This window comes from Gemmiger gallinarum, from assembly GCF_014982805.1.
Lineage (GTDB): Bacteria > Bacillota > Clostridia > Oscillospirales > Ruminococcaceae > Gemmiger > Gemmiger gallinarum.
Genome location: NZ_JADCKC010000001.1, coordinates 312,630 through 329,527, shown reverse-complemented (window position 1 = coordinate 329,527; position 16,898 = coordinate 312,630). Strand labels below are relative to the sequence as shown.

Below are 16,898 nucleotides of genomic sequence, written 5' to 3'. Positions count from 1 at the left end.
TATGCTATAATGGCAGTATTGTAAAGGGGGGCCATGATGAATTTTTCTCTCGGCTATGAATGGCAGCCGTGCAGCAGCGGCGCACGGCTGCTGAAGGTCTACGGCGATACCCCCTGCCCTGTTCTGCCCGCCGAAATCGGAGGGCTTCCCTTAACTGAGATCGGACCTTATTGCTTTGCCGAAAAGCATCCGCAAACAGGCTTGTTATCTCTTCCGGACGTAATGACCGTCAATGTCATGCACTGCATCTGCGGCAATTTTTTGGAGGAAGTTACCCTTCCCGACAGCGTAAGGGTACTGGACAGCGCCGCATTTTATAACTGCCGCAGTCTGCGGCGTTTGGAACTGGGGCCTGGCTGTGAGACCATCGGCAGCGATCTGTTTACAAACTGCCGCAGCCTGACCTGCCTTGCTCTGCACTGCAGTCCGTCGGAGCCTTCCGGTCTGAAGAAACTGATCGGCAGCATTTCCGCCGACATCACCGCCGAGTTTGCCTCTGACGGCCACGTACAGGCCAGGCTCTTCTATCCGGAATATTTCGAATATCTTGACGAAAATACTCCCGCCCATATTTTCAATCACAGCATTGAGGGAGAGGGCTACCGCTATCGCCAGTGCTTTGACGGTGCCTGCCTCAATACAGCGGAGTATGACCGGTCCTTTGCACAGGCATGCGTGGGGGAAACATCCGAAAAGCTTTGCCGGATTGCCCTGGAGCGCATCCGTTATCCCTATGCCCTTTCGGATGAGGCGCATCGTACGTATCTGGAGTATCTCCGTTGCCATGCACTGACCGCTTTGACGCCGTTTATCAGCACACGCGATTTGGAAAGTCTGCAGTTTGTCTGTGGCCTGGGCATTCTCGACGATGCTTCCCGCGCAGCAGCCGCGGAAGCCTGCGGACAGTGTGGGTTCGGCGCTGGAGCCGCGCTGTTTTTAAGCAGTGGCAAGGCAAAATCCAAACCCAAACAGTACAGTTTCGATGATCTTTGATCCATTATTTATTTCAGCGGGAAAGGAGGCGAGTGTTTTGCCCGACAAGCATGTTCAGACCCAGGCAGAATGGGAACAGACCATGTCCCGTAAAGTCTTTTCCGCCGTGCGCGGAGACCTATACCTCGCCCTGCCCTATATGAACGCTGCCCTCTGTGCTCTGTTTCCCGTTCAGAAGTCCTCGCTGCGCAGCTTTGCCACCGACGGTGCCGGCCTCTACTATGCGCCGGACTGGCTGCTGCGGATCTATCGCAGCAACCGGAGGTATCTGCCTCGTGCCTATCTGCACAGCGTGCTGCACTGTATCTTTCGTCACCTCTGGCTGCGCGGCAGTCGTGACCCCGTTCTCTGGGGGATTGCCTGCGACATCTGTGTGGAGAACATTCTGGACCATCTCGGTGCGGACACCCTCAGACGGCCGATTGGCTGGCTGCGGCAAAAGACCTATACCGATCTCTCCGCACGCTGCCGTATTTTGAGTGCCGGTCCTGTCTACAGAGACCTCTGCACCCGGGACGCCGAGAAACTTTCCCGCCTCCAGCAGGAATTTTACTGTGACGATCATGGGCTCTGGCCCAAAGATCCCGACGCCCCTTCCGCACAGATGCAGGGCAAGCGCTGGGAACAGCTCGGCCGTGAGACACAGCTCTCCATGCAGCAAGGGGGCACCCGCGCCTCCGACGCCGAAGCCGCCACAGCCCTGGCCGCCCAGGTCCAGGCCGGACGGGGGCGCAAACTTTACCGGGACTTTCTGCGCCGATTCGCTGTCTGGCGTGAGGAACCTCATCTTGATCTGGATGAATTTGATCTGGGCTATTACAGCTATGGCTTGCGAACCTACGGCAACATGCCGCTGATTGAGCCGCTGGAAACGCGAGAAAGCAAACGAGTCCGAGATCTGGTCATCGTCCTGGATACCAGCGAATCCACCTCCGGCGATCTGGTCAAGGCCTTTTTGAAGGAAACTTTTTCCATCCTTAAAACCACCGAAACCTTTTTTGTCCGGTGCCGGATTTTGGTTCTGCAATGCGACGATGCCGTCCGCAGCGAGACGCTCCTCTCCGATTTGAATGCCCTTGACCGATATGCCAACCAGTTCGTTCTGAAAGGCGGCGGAGGCACCGATTTTCGCCCGGCCTTTGTCCGCATTGAGGAACTGCGTGCACAGGGCACCCTTCGTGATCTGCAGGGCGTGCTTTACTTTACCGACGGCAAGGGGATCTATCCTTCCCGGCGTCCTCCTTACGATGTAGCATTTCTGTTTCTGGATACCGGTGAGCCCGCCCCTGATGTTCCGCCATGGGCCATGCGCCTGACGCTGGAACCCGACGAATTCATCAAGCCCAAGGCTCCCAAGCTCCCCGATTTTGAGCTGACGGAAGATCCCGACGATCTGCCGCAGCTGTAACCATCCCCGCAAACATTCTCAGGAAGGTTGATCGCACATGGATATCAAACGAGCCAAACAGGAGATTGAAACCACCGTCCGGGCGTATCTGGCCAAGGACGACGGCGGCAACTACCGGATTCCGGCCATGCGTCAGCGGCCCCTGCTGCTGATGGGCCCTCCGGGTGTGGGCAAAACGCAGATTGTGGAACAGGCTGCTCAAGCCTGCGGCGTTGCATTGGTTGCCTATACCATTACGCATCATACCCGGCAGAGTGCTGTCGGTCTGCCCTTTATCCGCCAGAAGGACATCGACGGCAAAACCCGCAGTGTAACCGAGTATACCATGAGCGAGATCATCGCCAGCGTCTATGCCAAGATGGAACAGACCGGCCTGCGTCAGGGCATTCTCTTCATCGACGAGATCAACTGTGTGTCCGAGACCCTGGCCCCCACCATGCTGCAGTTTTTGCAGTACAAAACCTTCGGCAACCAGGCGGTGCCCGAAGGCTGGATCATCGTGGCAGCCGGCAACCCGCCCGAATACAACAAATCCGTTCGGGAGTTTGACCTTGTCACCCTTGACCGTGTGCGCCGCATCGATGTGGAGCCCAATCTTGCCGTCTGGCAGGAGTACGCCCGCGCTCAGCGCCTTCACCCTGCAATTCTGGCCTATCTGGAACTTCGTCCCCAGCACTTCTACAAGGTGGAACAGGATGTGGACGGTGTCCAGTTCGTAACTGCCCGCGGTTGGGAGGATCTTTCCGCCATGTTGGTGACCTGCGATGCCCTGGGCATGCCGGTGGATGAAACGGTCATCGGAGAATATCTCCGCCACCCCGACGTTATGCGAGACTTTGCCGCCTACTGGGCCCTTTATAAAAAATACCGCAGCGACTACGGGATTGAGGACATCCTGCAGGGCCGCCCGTCCGACAAGGTTGTGGCCCGTGCACTGGATGCCGCTTTTGATGAGCGGCTGTCGCTGGTCAGCCTGCTGCTGGCCGGACTTAATGTGCGCTTCTCCGCAGCGAGGGAATCCGACGCTGTCACCGATGCCTGCTATCAGCAGCTGCGCACCTTCAAGCGCTCCATGACACAGCCGCTCCAGCCCGAGGACTCCCCTGCCGCCATCCTGTCCCGCCAGTGTGCCGACACCCAGTCGCGGCTTGACCGGGAAAAAGCTGCCGGCCGTATGACGGCCTATGAACTGGGGATTCATCGCCGGGCCGCATCTCTGCTGCAGGATTGGGCTCAGGCCATCGACCAGGACTTCGATCCCGATGAGGCTTTCGACGCTGTGCGAAAAGGCTTTAATCACCAGGTCCGTAAGCGGGAGGAAGCTGTCTCCGCCGCCTCGGATGCTTTGGAATTTGCCTTCGACTTTATGGAGCGGACCTTTGCCGACCAGCAGGAAATGGTCGTCTTTGTGAACGAGCTGGCTCTCGGCCCCGATTCCGCTCCCTTCCTTGCGGAAAATGAGTGCGAGCGCTTTGAAAAATACAGTCGGACACTGCTCCTGGACGCCAACCACGATGCACTCCTGGCAGAACTGGAGCGGGATGACATCCGGCAAAACGAACACAGTACAGAATTCTGATCTCTTCTTTTCAGCAATGAAAACGGCATGCCTGTTGATCCGGGCATGCCGTTTTTTGTTCAAAAATATTCTGCATTTTCATCCCTTTCAATAAACAACCTTGTTCCGCGTATTTTTATGTTGCATCACAGGCCGGATGTAAATTTCCGCCATATAGTATTGACATATCGCCAAAGCTGTGTATTATTGTATTAGATGGTTAATACAATAATACAAAATCTTTCAAAGGAGGTTCCGATTTGAACTGGAACATCACAGCCGGCCGCCCAGTTTATGTGCAGCTTATCGAACAGCTTGAGCTGGCGATTGTAACGGGAGAATATCCCCTCGGCAGCCGTATCCCCGCGGTTCGGGAACTTGCCGCCGAAGCAGGCGTGAATCCCAACACCATGCAGCGCGCCTTGCAGGAGTTGGAAGCTCGCGGCCTGCTGCAGGCCAGACGTACAGCCGGCCGGGTTGTCAGTGCCGACGAACATACCTTGCAGGCATTGCGTGCCCGGCGCGCGGATGTCTGTGTGTCGGATTTTCTGGCCCAGATGCGACAACTCGGCTATACCCGTGAGGAAACCCTTGCCCTGCTGCAAAAGACTGAATTTCCGCCCGAACATTCCACAAAGGAGGAATCCTGATGAATCCAATCTATGAAGCCCATCAATTGAGCAAACAATACCGACAGATCCAGGCCCTGGACAATCTGGACCTGACACTGATGCCAGGCAGGCTGGTCGGCCTCCTGGGTCCCAACGGCAGCGGCAAGACCACTCTGATAAAAATCAGTGCAGGGCTTCTGACGCCAACGTCCGGGTCCGTTTCCATCGACGGTCATACACCTGGTCCTGCCACCAAGGCTATTGTGTCCTATCTGCCTGACCGCATGGCTCTGCCCTCTGAATTGAGCGCCGCAGACGCCGTATCCATGTATGCCGATTTCTTCGAGGATTTTGACGAGGTAAAAGCCCACACTATGCTCAAAGATTTGAAGCTCTCCCCATCTCAGCGCATCGGCGCCATGAGCAAAGGCACACAGGAAAAAGTTCAGCTTTGCCTGGCAATGAGCCGGGCTGCAAAGCTTTACCTTCTGGACGAACCTTTGGGCGGTGTGGACCCTGCGGCGCGGGAGTACATTCTGGCTACCATCCTTCGCAATTATAATGAAGATGCTGCCGTCTTGTTTTCCACCCATTTAATCAGCGACATTGAAAAAGTGCTGGATGAAGTTGCCGTGCTGCAAAACGGAAGGCTCCTGCTGCACGACAGTGTGGATCATCTGCGGGAAGAAAAGGGCATGAGTGTGGACGAATATTTCAAGGAGGTATTTCGATGCTGAGCAAACTTTTGAAATATGAATACCGGGCAACCGCAAGGTTCCTGCTCCCGTTGTATCTGGGCGTTTTGTTTGTGATTATGGTCAATGCCCTGTTTTTACGTATGGGGGATTTCTTCCCTGCTTTTGCCTTGGGCGACTCCTATTCCCTGATTTTGGCACTGTTGCTGATCGCCTGTGTGCTGGGTTTTCTTGCCGTTGTAATTGCCGGTTTTGTCACGGGCATTCAGCGTTTTTACGGTCTGCTCGGGACGCGCGGCTATCTGATGTTCAGCCTGCCGGTCACAGCAAATCAGCTGATTGCCTCCAAACTCATTTGCGCCACAAGCTGGATGATCGGCGCCTTTCTGCTGGGATGCGTATTTCTGCGCATGATGGCCTTCCCCTTCGGTGAAGAAAATCTCGTTGTCATTGCCCCCAACTCCGGGGTCGCCTTATTCTGTCATTGCCTTGCGCTTTTGGCAATGCTCTGCTGTTCCATTTTGTTTTTCTATTTCTGTATTGCCCTGGGAGGTCAGTGGCCGCAGAATCGCCTGATCGCCACAATCCTCTGCTATTTTGTCATTACCTTTGTTTTGCAGATTGTACTGTTCTTCGCAATGATCGCGCTTGCTCTCATTGCTCTGAATACACCTGCCGGTGTAACTGTGTCGTCCTTTTTCTCCAGCCTCTCACCTTATCAGGCAATAAGCGTGGTTGCCTGCTGCATGACCTTGTTTTTTGCCGCTGCATGTGCTATCCTGTGGGTACTTACCAGGTATTATCTCACAAAAAAGCTTAACCTTGCCTGACTCGTATTTTGCTCCTTATGCATCGGAGGAACATTCCATGGAAAAGAGACAATATATCTGTCCCAAATGCGGCTGCACAGAGTATGAAGCAGACCGCCTGCAGGCCACCGGCGGCAACTTTGCCAAGCTGTTTGATGTCCAGAATAAAAAATTCATTACGGTAAGCTGCTGCAACTGCGGTTACACCGAGCTCTACCGCCAGACTGGCGGCGAGGGCTGGGATATTCTGGATTTCTTTATGGGTGGCTGATTTCGTTTCATCCCGCACATTTGCCCGGTGCTTTGCAAAGCACCGGGCAAACTGTTATAATATGAGAATCGTGTATTCTCCAAATTTTGAAAGCATACTGTACCGCTGCGCGGAAGTCATTTACATCTCGTATCAAAAGAGAGGCGTTTTTTATGCTGCTGGCCGTGGATATCGGCAACACAAATATTTGCATCGGCATTCTGGAGCAGGACACGGTTCGTTTTACCGCCCGTATGGTCACCCGTCCCCGCTGTACCGCCGATGAATACACGGCTGAGTTGAAGTTTCTGCTCCGCCGCCTGAATGTCGATGCATCTCAGGCGGAAGGCGTGATCGTCTGCAGTGTCGTTCCCGGCCTGACGCATCCCCTTGCCGAGGCCTGCCAGCGTCTGACGGGACACAGCGCCATGCTGGTCAGTGTGGCGCTAGACACCGGGCTCACCATGGATGTGGATGAACCGCAACAGGTTGGCCAGGACCGCCTTGCCGATGCTGCAGCAGCTGCCGCGCACTATCCCCTGCCCTGCATGACGGTAGATCTTGGGACAGCCACCACCTATAACGTCATCGGCACAGGCGGTGTCTTTCTGGGTGGTTTCATTGTCCCGGGTGTTCAGACCAGTCTGCGGGCGATCAGTGCCGGAACCGCACAGCTGCCCCCTATCGCACCGGAAACTCCGGGGCAGCTTATCGGGAAAAACACCGTAGCCTGCCTGAATAACGGTGCCATGTTCGGCACCGCTGCCATGCTGGATGGTCTTGCCGACCGTGTGGAGCAGGATCTTGGTCAGCCGCTGACCGTCGTGGCGACCGGCGGTCTTGCCCCCTACATTATGCCATGCTGCAAACGCAAGATTCACTATGATGCGGATCTTTTATTCCATGGTCTTGCGCTGCTGTATGAAAAAAACAAAGGCTGATTGATCCATTGGATTTCAGCTTTTTCCAAACGTGTACAGAAAAGAGCCCGTCTCATCGTCAGGATGAGACGGGCTCTCTGTTTGATTGATCAGTTATTGGGAGAATTCTTCAGGATGACATCGTGGCTGCCGCCCTCCACAATGCTCGTGGAGGAGACAACGGTCAGGCGTGCCTTCTGCTGCAATTCCTCAATGGAGAGAGCACCGCAGTTGCACATAGTGCTGCGAACCTTATACAGCGTGGTCTGTACACCGTCTGCCAGAGGTCCGGCATAGGGCACATAGCTATCGACGCCTTCCTCAAAGCTCAGCTTCTGTGCGCCGCCCAAATCGTAGCGCTGCCAGTTGCGGGCACGGTTGGACCCTTCGCCCCAGTACTCCTTGACGTAGTTGCCGCCCACACGCAGCTTATTCGTGGGGCTCTCATCAAAGCGGGCAAAGTAACGGCCCAGCATGACGAAATCGGCTCCCATGGCCAATGCCAGTGTAATGTGATAGTCATGGACAATGCCGCCGTCAGAGCAGATCGGAATATAAATACCAGTCTGCTCATAGTACTCATCGCGAGCCTTGGCAACCTCGATGACGGCAGTCGCCTGGCCGCGGCCGATGCCCTTGGTCTCACGTGTGATGCAGATGGAACCGCCGCCGATGCCGATCTTGACGAAGTCTGCGCCGGCCTTTGCCAGGAAGAGGAACCCTTCCCGATCCACAACGTTGCCTGCGCCGACCTTCACCTTATCGCCGTAATGCTCACGAATCCAGGACAGCGTGCGGGACTGCCACTCAGAGAAGCCCTCCGAGGAGTCGATGCACAAAACATCCACACCGGCCTCAACCAGCGCAGGAACACGCTCAGCGTAATCGCGGGTATTGATGCCGGCGCCGACCACATAGCTCTTGTTGGCGTCCAGCAGTTCGTTCACGTTTTCCTTGTGGCTGTCGTAGTCCTTGCGGAAAACCATATACTGCAGATGGCCCTGCTCATCCAGAAGGGGCAGCGTATTAATCTTGTTGTCCCAGATGATGTCGTTGCAGTCATGCAGGCTGGTAGTGGCAGGGGCGGTAACCAGCTTTTCCAGCGGGGTCATGAACTCGGTGACCTTGAGGTCGGGGCTCATGCGGGAAAGGCGGTAGTCACGGGAAGCAACCAGGCCCAGCAGCTTGCCGTGTGCAGTGCCGTCGTCGGTAATGGCAACCGTAGAATGCCCGGTGCGCACCTTCAGATCCAGCACATCGCCCAGAGTAGCCTCCGGCGGCAGGTTGGAGTCGCTGGTGACAAAGCCTTTCTTGTATGCCTTGACACGGCGGACCATGTCAGCTTCGGACTGAATGCTCTGAGAGCCGTAAATAAAGGAAATACCGCCCTGCTTGGCCAACGCAATGGCCAGCTTTTCGCCGGAGACCGACTGCATAATGGCCGAAACCATCGGAATGTTCATGGAAAGGGGGCACTCTTCCTGGCCCTTGCGGTATTTCACCAGAGGCGTCTTGAGGCTGACGCGGTCAGGAACGCATTCCGAAGAGGAATAGCCGGGAACCAGAAGATATTCGCCAAACGTGCGGGAAGGTTCAGAAAAATAGTAAGCCATATATTCTTCTCCTTTTCATTCTGAAGTCGACCGTCTCGGCAGGCGGCTCGCCATGGATAAAATCTATTGCTTAGAGGAAATTGTACCATATTCGTGTACAAAAAACAAAATTCTGTGCGTAGAATCTTTTTTGCTGTTTGCCCCCAAAGTTGTGAAAATTGCCGTCCCCACGAAAGAAATAGTAATACTTATCTGCCACTGCTACATAATCCGATTTCCTTGCCGTACACTGCATGCGCGCACAAAACGCGATGCCACGAAAAGAATTGTAAAACACGCTCCCCTACTCCAAGTTTTTTTATGCCTTTTTATTCTTTCAGCCATATACGACGAAACCCCCGCCTGAGGGAAAGGCGGGGGTTTCTGAAAGGAGGAGAAGAACACATGAAAAAGTGGTTGTAATTAACTTGCAACTAAATTGTAACCTTTTTGACATCATATGTCAATAGGGTTTTGTAAAAAAGTTGTAACTTTCTCAGCTTTTTCAGTGTTGTTCCTCCCGAATGGGCTTCATGGTGACATTTGCCTCAAAGCAGCAGGTATCCTCGTGCCAGCCGCTGAAGAACCATTTATTTTCTTCCATCTGTGCCCGGCAGACCCGGAAGCTCTGCCCCAGAGGAATTTCTTTGTGATAGTAAATCAGAAAATCCTCCACTGTCTGTGTCTTTACCACGTCAAGAGGCAGCGAGTCAAAGATAATGTCAGCATAGCGGGTATTGTTGAGATGTCCATTCATATCGCACAGCGAGTAGTCTGCCCTGTAAGCTCCCACTTCCGGAGCATCCGCAATCTTTTTAATGCGCATGGGCAGCGCACGGGGCAGTTTCTCAGCCCAGGGACCACTGAGCTCCGGCGGATGATTGCGCAAAATAGTCCTCTTGTTGGTATCAACCAAAACCCAGCGGCTGTCCACGAAAACGCATTCCTCGCCCTGACGGTCATAGATACTGGTCAGGCGCTTGTTGACCGCATGGTGCACCGCTTCGGGGCAGGTCACCAGGGTCAGATGCTCGTCGACCCGCGGCATCCGATAGACGTGAAAGGCCTGCCGCGCCAGAAGATAGGCCGTGTGCGTTCTTGCATAAACCGAATCATCAATGCCCAAAGCTGCGCACTGGGTCGTTGCAATCTGCTGTGCATAGCGCAGAATACTGCCCGGCTGGATATTGCCGAGGAAATCTCCATCGTAGCGATAGACAAAATAGTCTTCCTGAAATTCATAAGGTTGCAGCTGCATGGGAGTGTCCTCCTTCCCCTTTATTTGTCCTCTGTGTGATTCCGGCTGCTTCCGCGTCAGTCCTGTTTGGTCTCAGGCTGCGTTTCCTCCTGCTGCGGGGCGGGCCACTCTTCCAGCAGTTTGCCGAGATCAATGTGGTAGCATTTGTCACAGAACTGGCAGTGCACTTCGGCGACGGGGTCCTCATCCCGGAGCTTTTCCACTTCCGGCTTTCCCAGGCTGTAGATCATCCTCTTGACCCGTTCCTCGCTGCAGTCACAAACGTATGCCACATGCTCGCGGTCGAGAATTTCGGGATTGAAGCCTTGTAGTGCCATGTCCAGCATGTCCTGAATGCTCTTTCCTTCCGACAGCATGGTGGTGACAGGCGGCATGGCCTTGATGTTCGCCTCCAGTGCCGTGATTTCCTCCTCGGTGGCGCCGGGAAGCAGCTGAACAATAAAGCCTCCTGCGCACTGTACCGAAAGATCCTTGTTGACCAGCACGCCCAGAGCGCACACGGTGGGCACCTGCTCGCTGATGGCAAAGTAGGAGGTAATATCCTCGGCGATCTCACCGGAGACCAGCGGCACCTGGCCGATATAGGGGTCCCGCAGGCCAAGGTCTCGAATAACGTCCAGGGTGCCGTCACGGCCCACAGCGGCGCCCACATTCAGGTGGCCGTCCTCCCGGGGCGGAATCTCCACCACGGGGTTCTGCACATAGCCCTTGACGTTGCCGCTGCCGTCCGAGACTGCCAGCAACCGTCCGGCAGGACCGCCGCCCTTGATCTGCAGGGTGATGGAATCGCTGCGGCTCTTGAGCATCATGCCCATCATGGATGCTGCCGTCAGCAGGCGGCCCAGAGCCGCCGTAGTGACCGCACTGGTCTTGTGCATCCGTTCCATCTCGCGGACGATCTCGGTGGAGTCAACGCCGTAAAAGACCACTCCGCCGTTTTTCGAAATGCCGCGAATCAGGTTTTCTCCCTCCTGCGGCTTCTGTTCCATTGTCATTGTTTTCCTCCTGGGTATAGCGTTTGACCGCGGTAAAGATCCAGCGCTGGCTGTCGGGACGAAGCTTTTCAAAGGTTTCGCCGTCCACCACCGTTTGCAGCGTAAAGCCGTAGCGGTCCAGCACCTGTGTAACATAATCCAGCGGATAGGTGTATTCCCGGAATTCCTCATGCACCACCTCGCCCGAAGGCAGGTCGGTAATGGCCAGACGAATGTCCACACATCCTGCCGCCGGATCGTAGTGATTATACCACTCACAGCGTGCGTCGGGCGCATCAATGGTGTACTCCCTGTCCCCCAGCACCTGTTCATGCTTGTACGGGGTATTCAGATCAAAAATAAAGACGCCGTCCTTTTCCATGAAAAAAGCAGTCTGTCTGACTGCTTTCTCAAACCGCTCGGCCGGGCCGATATGGTTAAAGGTATCAAAAGTAGATACCGCCCCGCGGATGGTGCCGTACAGCTCCATCTCGGTGATGTCCTGGCACAGCAGCAACAGTCTGTTGTTGATTCCCAGCTCATCCGCTTTTTCCCGCAGAACGCTCAGCATCTCCGGCGAACCGTCCACGCCGATCATATCATAACCGGCCTGGCTGAGCATCAGCGTCAGGTCGCCGGTGCCGCAGCCCAGGTCGGCCAGAATGCCGTCCTGCACGCCGTTGGCACAAAGCCGGCCATGAACATATTCAAACAGCGCCTGATAGTCCGCTTCCCCGTTGAATTCATCATAAAAATAGGCAAATTCTCCGTATGCAGACATGGCTTCAGGCCTCCGATTCCAACAGGCAGGATGCAAAGTAGCTGCGAAGTTCCTCCACGCCTTGCCCGTTCTCTGCACTGGTCAGAAAAACCTTGCGGCAGTCGTACTCCGCCAGAAGCGACTCAAACTCTGCCAGAGCTGCCGCCTGCTGGCTCTTTTTCAGCTTGTCGCCCTTGGTCAGGGCCGCCACAAAGGGAATGCGGTGATAGCGCAGATATTCCAGCATCTGCCGGTCGTCGGCACTGGGAGCATGACGGCTGTCCAGCAGCTGCACCAGAATCGTCAGGTGACGTTCTGCCTCAAAGTAACTGTTGATCAGATCGTCCCAGCGCTGGCGTTCCGCATTGGAAACCTTGGCATAGCCGTATCCCGGCAGGTCGACAAAATACACATTGTCCACCCGGTAGAAATTGATGGTGGCCGTCTTGCCCGGCGTTGCACTGACCCGAGCCAGATTCTTGCGATTGCACAACTTGTTGATCAGGCTGGACTTGCCCACATTGGACCGTCCGGAAAAGACGAACTCCGGACGGTCGCTCTCGGGCAGCTGGCTGGAAAGGCCGTAGGATGCCTGAAACTCGCTCAAATTATAATTCATATTCTTCCTCTATCTCTGCCGCCTGCGGCGATCACATCACCGTGGCGGAGCCTTTGTTGGAGGCGGAAGGATCTGCCGCGATCAGCTGTGTGGCCGGCGGCACCGGATGCGGCTCATGCTGGCTGCCGCGGGACGGCTGGAGCAGCGCCTCGCCCAGCACCTCGGACAGGTCGGATACCGGCACAAAATGCACCGCCTTTTTGACCTCAGCGTCCACATCATGGAGATCGGCCACATTTTCCTTGGGGATCAGGATGGTCTTGATGCCCTCGCTGAATGCCGCCATACTCTTTTCCTTCAGACCTCCGATGGGCAGCACGTTGCCGTGCAGGGTGATTTCCCCCGTCATGGCAATGTCACAGCGGACCGGCACCCCGGACAGTGCCGAGATCAGCGCCGTGGTCAGCGTAACGCCGGCGGACGGCCCGTCCTTGGGGACGGCTCCTTCCGGTGCATGGATATGGATATCCGAGTTCTTGATGCGGTCCTGTGAGATATTGTACTCCGCTGCATGGACACGGGCATAGGTAACCGCCAGGCGGGCACTTTCTTTCATCACATCGCCCAGGCTGCCGGTCAGCTCGATCTTTCCGCTGCCTTCGGGAATAACGGCCACCTCAACGGGGAGCATCTCACCGCCGACGCTGGTCCAGGCCAGGCCGTTGGCAATGCCCACCGCATTGGTCCGGGAAATAAAGGACGGCTTGACCTTCTCGGGGCCAAGCAGAGTCTTGACCATGGTGGCAGAGACACTGATCTTGTCCGCCTCCCCCGCCGCGATTTTTTTGGCGCATTTGCGCAGCACATCGGTGATGATGCGTTCCAGATTTCGGACGCCCGCCTCACGGGTATAGCCGTCGAGGATCTCATAGAGAGCGCCGTTGGTCAGGGTAACGCGACCGGCCAGACCGTTGTTCTTGAGCTGCTTGGGCAGAAGGTGCTTTTTGGCGATGTTGAACTTTTCGGTACGGGTGTAGCTGGAAAGCTCGATCACGTCCATACGGTCCAGCAGCGGTGCCGGAATGGTCTCGGCGTTGTTTGCGGTGGTGATGAACAGTACCTCGCTCAGGTCAAAGGGAATGTCCAGATAATTGTCCTTGAAGGTCTTGTTCTGTTCCGGGTCCAGGACCTCCAGCAGAGCGCTGGAGGGATCTCCTTTATAGTCTGCCGCCAGCTTGTCGATCTCATCCAGAAGGATCAGCGGATTGGAGGACTTGGCCGTGGTCACCGCGCCGATGATGCGGCCGGGCATAGCACCGATGTACGTGCGGCGATGGCCGCGGATCTCGGCCTCATCATGTACACCACCCAGGCTCATGCGGGCAAATTTGCGGCCCATGCACTCGGCAATGGAGTGGGCGATGGAGGTCTTACCCACACCCGGAGGGCCTACCAGGCAGATGATCTGGCCCTTGACTTCAGTGTTGAGCTTGCGGACGGCAAGTAATTCCAAGATGCGCTCCTTGACCTTTTCCAGGCCATAGTGCTCTTTGTCCAGAACCTTGCGGGCATGTTCCTGATCCAGATCATCGGTGGTGGTGACATGCCAGGGCAGTGCCAGGCAGGTATCCAGATAGCTGCGGATCACGCTGGTCTCGGCGGCATTGCCCTGCATCCGGGCAAGGCGATCACATTCCTTGAGCAGCTTTTCCTCACTCTCAGGCTCCAGCTTGAGGGCCTGAATCTTCTGGCGGTAGGTGTCCGCCTCGGCACGGGTATCCTCACTGTCACCCAGCTCCTCGCTGATGGCGTGCATCTGTTCCCGCAGGTAATACTCCCGCTGGCCCTTGTCCATCTGGACGTTGACGCGGTCGTCGATATCCTTCTCAATGGACAGGATATCGCACTCGCGGTGCAGAAGCACCAGCAGCTTTTCCAGCCGTCCCAGAAGGGTGGACTCATTGAGAATGGTCTGCTTGTCCTGATACTTGAACAGCAGGTTGGCAGGCATGTACTCACTCAGATACAGCGGGCTGTCGGAGGAGAGGATGTTGTAGACCACATCCTTCGAAATCTGCGGGCTGTAAGAGAGGTACTCCTCAAAGCATTCCTTGAGGCTGCGGACAAGAGCCTCAAGTTGAGTACGCTTGTCGGTATTGATGCCGCGCACAGGGGCATTGCGCACCATGACCTGCAAATACTTGCCGGAGCCATCCAGTTCCAGCAGGCGGGCACGGCTCTTGCCTTCCACAAGGACCTTCACCAGGTCGTCCGAGACCCGCAGTACCTGCTTGATCTCAGCCACAACACCGTAGGAATAGAGATCCTTAATCGTCGGCTCTTCGGTATCGGTCTCACGCTGCGCCACCAGGAACACACTGCTGTTGCCGTGCATGGCGGCTTCGATGGCCGCAATGGATTTGGGGCGGCCCACCTCAAAATGTACAACGTTGTTCGGGAAAACCACCAGGCCCCGCAGTGCGATTGCCGGCAGGTGCGAGACGTTGCGGGCGATTTTGACTTTGACTTTCTGTTCGGACATTGTTTTCCTCCGTCGGTCGGGCAGCTGGAAAGCGCCCGATCCTGCGCGATGATAGATGATAATTATTTTTTGGTTCAGCCTCAAGTTTAAGGTTTTTTGACAGCCATTTTGTCCGGGGCCAATCCTTTCGGCAGCAGAATGGTAAGATTTTTGGGGCACACTTCTGCATGCAGAACCTTGCGGGGAGCACACTCTCCGTCGAGAGTCACAATCAGCAGGTGCCTGCCCAGACTTTCCAGCTCCACACGCCTGACACGGCAAAAGCTCATGTATGGCTGAAATTCCGGCGCGATCTCACCGTCACGGTTCAGATGGAGCCCCTCTCTATACCTGGTAAGGAAGCCCGGAATTTTCAGCCGAGGAATGGGCCGTACCAGAACCACATCCAGAAGGCCGTCGTCCATCATGGCATAGGGCGCCGCGGAGTAGCCTCCGCCATACACCCTGCCGTTGCAGATGGCCATCATCAGGTATTCCCCTACCTGCTCCCGGCCATCCAGCACAATTCGCAGGCGACTTGTCAAAGGTCCAAAAAAGACCTCAACAATCGACAGCTTGTAAGCCATACTTCCGCCGCAGCCCGGCAAGCGCTTGAACTTGGGAATTCCGTAGGCCACTTTGGCGTCCAGCCCGGCGGCGCAGATGGCAACACTGTAGCCGTACTCGGTACGGATGGTATCAACCGGACAGGGCTGCGCATCCAGCTGCGACTTGATGTCCAAAAAGGCATCCCGTCCGCCGAAGTTGCGTACAAAATCGTTGCCGCTGCCGCACGGGACACAGCCGGCCATTACCCATGGCTTTCCCACCGCGGCCTGCACGACCTCGTTGAAGGTACCGTCCCCACCGCAGGCATACACAGCGACAGGTTCGCCGGAGGCCGCATACTGTTCGGTGATCTCCCGGGCATGCCCTTTGTGGGTGGTCTCCAGGATTTCTACCGACTCCCGGTAAGTCTCGGCCGCCGAAGCGATTTTGGGGCGCAGCATCTCAGCCGGATTTCTTGGTCCGGCCACCGGATTGATGATAAAGATCCGCTTCACGCACGCCTTCTTTCCCGCGCCGTGCTCTGCGCGATTTTTCTATTCCCCGGCGCGACAGACTTGCCGCAGACAAAGCAAAAAAGCCGTCTTTTTACCCGGTTATAAAAATACACATTACATTTTATCTTCTTTCTTTTCAATTGGCAAGCGGTCTGGATAAGATGTTACAAACAAGACACAATAACGATATCAAAATTTTGATTTTTTGCAGAAATTGCCGGAGGTATTTCCCATGAAAGTTGCCGCAGAAATTTTTCAGGTAATTCTGATGAGCGTGCTGTCCTTGATCGTGTTGTTTATTGTCACACGGCTGGGCGGCAAACGGCAGATTGCCCAGATGAGCATGTTTGACTATGTCAACAGCATCACCATCGGTTCCATTGCCGCAGAAATGGCCACCAACATTGAGGAATGGTACAAACCCATGACCGGCATTATTGTATACGGCCTTATTGCTTGGCTTGTGCACTATGCGGCCTGCAAGGGCATCAAAGCCCGGCTGCTGGTTTCCGGTCAGTCTATTGTGCTGATGGAAAACGGCGTCATCTATAAACATGAACTGAAACGCGCTTCCATTGATATCAATGAATTTCTGGCTCAAAGCCGGATCGCCGGATATTTCGATCTCAATGAGGTCCAGAGCGCGGTTCTGGAGACAAACGGCCATATCAGTTTTCTGCCCAGGGCAAAGAACACACCGGTCACTGTCGGCGACATTGACCTTCATCGTCCGGAGGTTTCCCTCTGGACCGACCTGATTCTGGACGGAGAGATCATGCGGGAAAACCTGAGCCGCATCGGCCGGGATGAAACCTGGCTGGTCAAGCAGCTGGCCCAAGGCGGCTACGGCGATCCCGGCAGTGTATTTTATGCCGCATGTGATAACGGCAACGGATTCTTTGCCTGCCGGAGCGAATAAAAAGTTT

16 protein-coding genes are annotated in these 16,898 nt (G+C 55.4%); 9 read left to right on the top strand and 7 right to left on the bottom strand.

Features of this window, described 5'->3' with window-relative positions; all coding sequences use genetic code 11:
* Positions 1 to 36 precede the first annotated feature (36 nt).
* The 8 genes from INF35_RS01615 (at position 37) to INF35_RS01580 (ending at position 7,265) form a co-directional block, all read left to right on the top strand.
* A complete protein-coding gene (locus tag INF35_RS01615) occupies positions 37 to 993 on the top strand; it encodes a leucine-rich repeat protein (protein ID WP_193499803.1) in 957 nt (318 codons plus the stop codon).
* A gap of 37 nt (positions 994 to 1,030) precedes the next feature.
* Positions 1,031 to 2,401, top strand: coding sequence for a vWA domain-containing protein (locus INF35_RS01610; protein ID WP_193499802.1), 1,371 nt, complete (start codon positions 1,031 to 1,033; stop codon positions 2,399 to 2,401).
* Between the two features lie 37 nt (positions 2,402 to 2,438).
* On the top strand, positions 2,439 to 3,980 hold the full coding sequence (locus tag INF35_RS01605) for an AAA family ATPase (protein WP_193499801.1): 1,542 nt from the start codon (positions 2,439 to 2,441) through the stop codon (positions 3,978 to 3,980).
* Between the two features lie 239 nt (positions 3,981 to 4,219).
* Entirely contained in the window at positions 4,220 to 4,609 is a 390-nt protein-coding gene (locus tag INF35_RS01600) for a GntR family transcriptional regulator (RefSeq protein ID WP_193499800.1), read from the top strand.
* Positions 4,609 to 5,307 (top strand): ABC transporter ATP-binding protein, encoded by a 699-nt coding sequence (locus INF35_RS01595; protein WP_193499799.1) that lies wholly within the window; start codon positions 4,609 to 4,611, stop codon positions 5,305 to 5,307. The genes INF35_RS01600 and INF35_RS01595 overlap by 1 nt, the downstream gene beginning before the upstream one ends.
* Positions 5,301 to 6,095: a hypothetical protein gene (locus tag INF35_RS01590; protein WP_193499798.1), complete on the top strand. Its 795-nt coding sequence runs from the start codon at positions 5,301 to 5,303 to the stop codon at positions 6,093 to 6,095. The genes INF35_RS01595 and INF35_RS01590 overlap by 7 nt, the downstream gene beginning before the upstream one ends.
* Positions 6,096 to 6,132: 37 nt before the next feature.
* Positions 6,133 to 6,345 (top strand): zinc ribbon domain-containing protein, encoded by a 213-nt coding sequence (locus INF35_RS01585; RefSeq protein WP_193499797.1) that lies wholly within the window; start codon positions 6,133 to 6,135, stop codon positions 6,343 to 6,345.
* A gap of 152 nt (positions 6,346 to 6,497) precedes the next feature.
* Positions 6,498 to 7,265 carry a type III pantothenate kinase gene (locus INF35_RS01580; protein ID WP_193499796.1) on the top strand — a complete coding sequence of 256 codons (768 nt, stop codon included), beginning with the start codon at positions 6,498 to 6,500 and terminating at the stop codon, positions 7,263 to 7,265.
* Positions 7,266 to 7,354: 89 nt separating this feature from the next.
* Here the strand turns inward: INF35_RS01580 and INF35_RS01575 are convergent, their stop codons facing one another.
* From INF35_RS01575 to INF35_RS01545, 7 genes are all read right to left on the bottom strand, one after another.
* On the bottom strand, positions 7,355 to 8,857 hold the full coding sequence (locus INF35_RS01575; protein ID WP_193499795.1) for an IMP dehydrogenase: 1,503 nt from the start codon (positions 8,855 to 8,857) through the stop codon (positions 7,355 to 7,357).
* Between the two features lie 484 nt (positions 8,858 to 9,341).
* Positions 9,342 to 10,094: an acyl-[acyl-carrier-protein] thioesterase gene (locus tag INF35_RS01570; protein ID WP_193499794.1), complete on the bottom strand. Its 753-nt coding sequence runs from the start codon at positions 10,092 to 10,094 to the stop codon at positions 9,342 to 9,344.
* 56 nt (positions 10,095 to 10,150) lie between these two features.
* Positions 10,151 to 11,089: an Hsp33 family molecular chaperone HslO gene (gene hslO, locus INF35_RS01565; protein ID WP_235983078.1), complete on the bottom strand. Its 939-nt coding sequence runs from the start codon at positions 11,087 to 11,089 to the stop codon at positions 10,151 to 10,153.
* Positions 11,004 to 11,849 (bottom strand): class I SAM-dependent DNA methyltransferase, encoded by an 846-nt coding sequence (locus INF35_RS01560; RefSeq protein WP_193499793.1) that lies wholly within the window; start codon positions 11,847 to 11,849, stop codon positions 11,004 to 11,006. The genes hslO and INF35_RS01560 overlap by 86 nt, the downstream gene beginning before the upstream one ends.
* 4 nt (positions 11,850 to 11,853) lie before the next feature.
* Complete coding sequence (gene yihA, locus INF35_RS01555) at positions 11,854 to 12,447, bottom strand: ribosome biogenesis GTP-binding protein YihA/YsxC (RefSeq protein WP_193499792.1); 594 nt, start codon at positions 12,445 to 12,447, stop codon at positions 11,854 to 11,856.
* Positions 12,448 to 12,478: 31 nt separating this feature from the next.
* Positions 12,479 to 14,929 carry an endopeptidase La gene (gene lon / locus INF35_RS01550; protein WP_193499791.1) on the bottom strand — a complete coding sequence of 817 codons (2,451 nt, stop codon included), beginning with the start codon at positions 14,927 to 14,929 and terminating at the stop codon, positions 12,479 to 12,481.
* A gap of 86 nt (positions 14,930 to 15,015) precedes the next feature.
* A complete protein-coding gene (locus INF35_RS01545) occupies positions 15,016 to 15,972 on the bottom strand; it encodes a diacylglycerol/lipid kinase family protein (RefSeq protein WP_193499790.1) in 957 nt (318 codons plus the stop codon).
* 232 nt (positions 15,973 to 16,204) lie between these two features.
* Between INF35_RS01545 and INF35_RS01540 the strand changes: the two genes are divergently transcribed.
* On the top strand, positions 16,205 to 16,891 hold the full coding sequence (locus INF35_RS01540) for a DUF421 domain-containing protein (protein WP_193499789.1): 687 nt from the start codon (positions 16,205 to 16,207) through the stop codon (positions 16,889 to 16,891).
* Positions 16,892 to 16,898: the final 7 nt, after the last annotated feature.

Excerpts from the sequence above, each read along its gene's own strand:
- INF35_RS01590 (WP_193499798.1), top strand. The coding sequence starts at position 5,301 with ATGCTGAGCAAACTTTTGAAATATGAATACCGGGCAACCGCAAGGTTC.
- INF35_RS01570 (WP_193499794.1), bottom strand. The coding sequence starts at position 10,094 with ATGCAGCTGCAACCTTATGAATTTCAGGAAGACTATTTTGTCTATCGC.
- lon (WP_193499791.1), bottom strand. The coding sequence starts at position 14,929 with ATGTCCGAACAGAAAGTCAAAGTCAAAATCGCCCGCAACGTCTCGCAC.
- INF35_RS01615 (WP_193499803.1), top strand. The coding sequence starts at position 37 with ATGAATTTTTCTCTCGGCTATGAATGGCAGCCGTGCAGCAGCGGCGCA.
- hslO (WP_235983078.1), bottom strand. The coding sequence starts at position 11,089 with ATGACAATGGAACAGAAGCCGCAGGAGGGAGAAAACCTGATTCGCGGC.
- INF35_RS01595 (WP_193499799.1), top strand. The coding sequence starts at position 4,609 with ATGAATCCAATCTATGAAGCCCATCAATTGAGCAAACAATACCGACAG.
- INF35_RS01605 (WP_193499801.1), top strand. The coding sequence starts at position 2,439 with ATGGATATCAAACGAGCCAAACAGGAGATTGAAACCACCGTCCGGGCG.
- INF35_RS01560 (WP_193499793.1), bottom strand. The coding sequence starts at position 11,849 with ATGTCTGCATACGGAGAATTTGCCTATTTTTATGATGAATTCAACGGG.
- INF35_RS01580 (WP_193499796.1), top strand. The coding sequence starts at position 6,498 with ATGCTGCTGGCCGTGGATATCGGCAACACAAATATTTGCATCGGCATT.
- INF35_RS01575 (WP_193499795.1), bottom strand. The coding sequence starts at position 8,857 with ATGGCTTACTATTTTTCTGAACCTTCCCGCACGTTTGGCGAATATCTT.
- INF35_RS01540 (WP_193499789.1), top strand. The coding sequence starts at position 16,205 with ATGAAAGTTGCCGCAGAAATTTTTCAGGTAATTCTGATGAGCGTGCTG.
- INF35_RS01585 (WP_193499797.1), top strand. The coding sequence starts at position 6,133 with ATGGAAAAGAGACAATATATCTGTCCCAAATGCGGCTGCACAGAGTAT.
- yihA (WP_193499792.1), bottom strand. The coding sequence starts at position 12,447 with ATGAATTATAATTTGAGCGAGTTTCAGGCATCCTACGGCCTTTCCAGC.